Source organism: uncultured Campylobacter sp. (assembly GCF_937997595.1).
Taxonomy (GTDB): domain Bacteria; phylum Campylobacterota; class Campylobacteria; order Campylobacterales; family Campylobacteraceae; genus Campylobacter_B.
In genome coordinates this window covers 1-2,972 of the sequence record NZ_CALKTS010000341.1, presented here as the reverse complement: position 1 = coordinate 2,972, position 2,972 = coordinate 1, and the positions used below count along the sequence as shown (strand labels likewise).

Annotated in this window: 3 protein-coding genes; all 3 read left to right on the top strand. The window is 50.8% G+C overall.

Annotated elements, in window-relative coordinates; genetic code table 11:
* On the top strand, positions 1–311 hold a 311-nt coding region (locus Q0614_RS11535), incomplete at its 5' end, for a pantoate--beta-alanine ligase (protein WP_298788848.1).
* 1 nt (position 312) lies between these two features.
* Positions 313–1,815, top strand: a complete 1,503-nt coding sequence (locus tag Q0614_RS11530) for a MiaB/RimO family radical SAM methylthiotransferase (RefSeq protein ID WP_298788846.1) — start codon at positions 313–315, stop codon at positions 1,813–1,815.
* A gap of 5 nt (positions 1,816–1,820) precedes the next feature.
* Complete coding sequence (gene tilS, locus Q0614_RS11525; protein WP_298788845.1) at positions 1,821–2,822, top strand: tRNA lysidine(34) synthetase TilS; 1,002 nt, start codon at positions 1,821–1,823, stop codon at positions 2,820–2,822.
* The last annotated feature ends 150 nt before the right edge of the window (positions 2,823–2,972 follow it).

The following is a 2,972-nucleotide window of genomic DNA, read 5'->3' as shown; positions in this document are numbered from 1 at the left end:
AGATCGTGCGCGAGAGCGATGGGCTCGCGCTTAGCTCGCGCAACGCTTATTTGGATGAGGAGGGAAAGCTTATGGCGCTTAAGCTTTCGCGCTCCTTGCTAAACGCCAGCTCGCTTATTAAAAAAGGCGAGATCAGCCTAAATATCATCCGCGAAAAGATGCTTAGCGTGCTTGAGCCGCTGGCGGTCGATTACATAGCGTTCGTGGATTATAAATTTAATGAAATTTCGCAGATCAAGCAAGGCGATACGATAATCCTGCTTGCCGCAAAGGTCGGCACAACCCGTCTGATCGATAATATCTGGCTGTAAAATGGCAAAACTCCATCTCGTTTCTCTAGGCTGCAATAAGAATTTAGTCGACTCCGAGATCATGCTCGGGCGTCTGCAAAACTACGAGCTCACGGATGAGCCTGCGAGTGCGGACGTGATGATCGTAAATACCTGCGGCTTCATCGCAAGCGCCAAGCAGGAGAGTATCCGTGCGATTTTGAAGCTTAGCGAGCAGAAAAAAAGTGGTGCGCTACTGGTCGTCACGGGCTGTCTGATGCAGCGCTACAAAGACGAGCTTATGCGCGAGCTGCCCGAGGTTGATATTTTCAGCGGCGTCGGCGACTACGATAAAATCGATGAGATGATTTTAAAAAAGCAGAATTTATTCAGCCCGCAAACCTATCTGCAAAGTCCCGCGCTTACCTCTTCGCGCGTGATAACGGGCTCAAACTACCACGCTTACGTTAAAATTTCAGAGGGCTGTAATCAAAAATGCTCTTTCTGCGCCATTCCGAGCTTCAAAGGTCGCCTAAAAAGCCGCAGTATCGAGGACATCGAAGCAGAGGTGCGCGGCTTGGTAGCGCGTGGGTTTTACGATTTTAGCTTTATCGCACAGGATTCCAGTAGCTTCGGTCGCGATCTAAGACGCGGCAAAAAGGACGGATCGAATTTTAAAGGCTCCGAAGGCGAGTTAAATTTTGCAAGCTTTCGCGACGGGCAGAATTCCGACGGCTCATGCGGCGACGCGGCAGATGGAATTTCCGCTCAAAGTAGGCTCTCCTGCGGTAAGGGCTCTAGCTGCGAGAGCGCGGACGACGAAAGAGTCCACGAGCAGGACATAGATCTAGTCGCGCTGATAAAACGCATCGAAAAAATAAAGGGCGTAAAGGTCGCGCGCGTGCTGTATCTCTATCCCACCAGCACCGACGAGCGACTCATCCGCACGATCGTGGGCTCACCCGTTTTCGCAAATTACTTCGACATGCCGATTCAGCACATAAACGACAAAATGCTAAGCCTGATGAAGCGCGGCGCGAGCGCGGCGCGGATCAAAGAGCTTTTAAATTTAATGCGTGCAGCGCCTAATTCATTTCTGCGCACGGGCGTCATCGTCGGACACCCAGGCGAAACAGACGTAGAATTTGACGAGCTTTGCGACTTTTTGCAGGAGTTTAAATTTGATAGAATTTCAGCTTTTGCCTACAGCAAGGAGGAGGATACGGCGAGCTTTGCGATGCCGCAAATCCCCGCACGGACAATTAGCCGCCGTCTGAATAAAATCGAAAAAATCACGCGCGAGGCGATAGATAGCAGCATGCGTGCGCTCGTAGGCAAAAAGATACCCCTAATAATCGAAGGTGCCAGCAGCGAGGGCGAGTTTTTTTACGGCGCCAAGCCTCTTGCATGGGACAAGGACATCGACGGCGAAATTTTAATCAACGAAAGCTACGTGCAAAATCTAAAAGCAGGCGGTCTATACGAGTGCGAGATCACGGAATTTGCGGGCGATAGACTGCTCGCGCGAGTACTAAGAAGCTCGTAAGAGAGATGAAAAATCCGCCTGAAATTCCGAGCAAAATTCTAACCTTGCTGCGGGCTGGCAAAAATCTGCTTGCCTTTTCGCATGGCGTCGATAGCACAGCGCTTTTTTACCTTTTGGATGAGGCGGGCGTGAAATTTGACCTTGCGATCGTGGATTATAACGTTCGCGCGCAAAGCAAAGACGAGGTTGCCTCGGCGCGAGATCTGGCGGCTAAATTTAACAAACAAATCTACGTAAAAAGCGTGCAGCTGGGCGAATCAAATTTCGAGCACGAAGCGCGCGCGGCTAGATATGATTTTTTCGCCGAGATTTGCCGCGAGCGGGGCTATGAAAATTTGGTCTTAGCGCATCAGTTTGACGATAAATTCGAGTGGTTTTTGATGCAGCTTGGGCGCGGCGCGGGGCTTAGTGAACTGCTAGGCATGCAGGAGATCGAAGCCCGAGAGGACTACGCGATCGCTCGTCCGCTTTTAGGCGTGCGAAAGTGCGAGCTGGAGCGGTTTTTGCGTGAGCGAAACCTAAAATACTTCACCGACGAGACGAATTTAACGGACCGGTTTAAACGCGGATTTATTCGCGCGAAATTTAGTGAGCCTTTTTTGGACGAATACTTTAGCGGCGTGAAAAAAAGCTTTGAGTTTTTGGCGACCGACGCGTTAAATTTAGCTCCCGAGATTTCTAATCCCGCGCCTAAAATTTACCTCGTAAAACGAGGCACAAACGAGCTTCGCGGCGTCGATCAGGCGTGCAAGCGGCTAGGACTCGTGCTAAGCTTGGCGCAACGAAACGAATGCGCGCGCTGCCTAGAAAACGGCACGGGCTGCGTGCTAGGCGGCAAGGTAGCCGTCGGCGCGGGCAAAAATTTTATTCTCGTAACGCCCTATATCAAAGCGGCGATGGACAAGAAATTTAAAGAAGCGTGCAGGCGGCTCGCCGTCCCGCCAATAAACCGCGGATTTTTATTTGCTGAGGGCGCGGATCTTGCGCTATTTGAGGAGCTTTTATGAGCGTTTATTTTACTTCCGATCTGCACTTCGGCCACGAGCTGGTGCTTAAAAAATATCCAAATTTTAGAAAAGGCGCAAACGTAGCCGAGATGGATGAAAATCTCATCGCCGCTTGGAATGCGCTCGTTACGCCCGAGGATCTCGTCTATA

What these genes read in the sequence shown, in the direction of transcription:
- Q0614_RS11530 (WP_298788846.1), top strand. Translation starts at nt 313, where the DNA reads ATGGCAAAACTCCATCTCGTTTCTCTAGGCTGCAATAAGAATTTAGTC.
- tilS (WP_298788845.1), top strand. Translation starts at nt 1,821, where the DNA reads ATGAAAAATCCGCCTGAAATTCCGAGCAAAATTCTAACCTTGCTGCGG.